Annotated in this window: 1 protein-coding gene; it reads right to left on the bottom strand. The window is 43.7% G+C overall.

All coding sequences use genetic code 11. The features are described 5' to 3' along the window. Positions 1–300, bottom strand: a 300-nt coding sequence (locus AAEY78_RS12480) for a methionyl-tRNA formyltransferase (RefSeq protein ID WP_352339657.1), incomplete at its 3' end; no start/stop codon positions are given. Between the last annotated feature and the right edge of the window lie 16 nt (positions 301–316).

Raw genomic sequence — 316 nt, forward strand, 5'->3', positions numbered from 1 at the left:
ACCCAAACGTGGGGCTTCTAATATAGCTTTAGGTAAGATTAAGCCATACGCTACAACAATCATAATGTCGGCATTTAAGCTTGTTAGCTCTGCTAGTGCTTCATCATTTTTTAATGACTGTGGCTGAAAAACCGGTAAGTTGTGCTCAAGTGCGCGTTCTTTCACTTCACTGGCTTTTAATTTTTTACCACGACCTGCAGGGCGATCTGGCTGGCTATATACACCCACTATTTGGTGTTCGCTTTGTATCAGCGCTTGTAAATGACGTGCTGCAAAGTCCGGCGTACCGGCAAATATAATGCGTAATGGTTGAGTC

Origin of the sequence: Psychrobacter sp. 16-MNA-CIBAN-0192 (genome assembly GCF_040309565.1) — a bacterium.
GTDB lineage: Bacteria > Pseudomonadota > Gammaproteobacteria > Pseudomonadales > Moraxellaceae > Psychrobacter.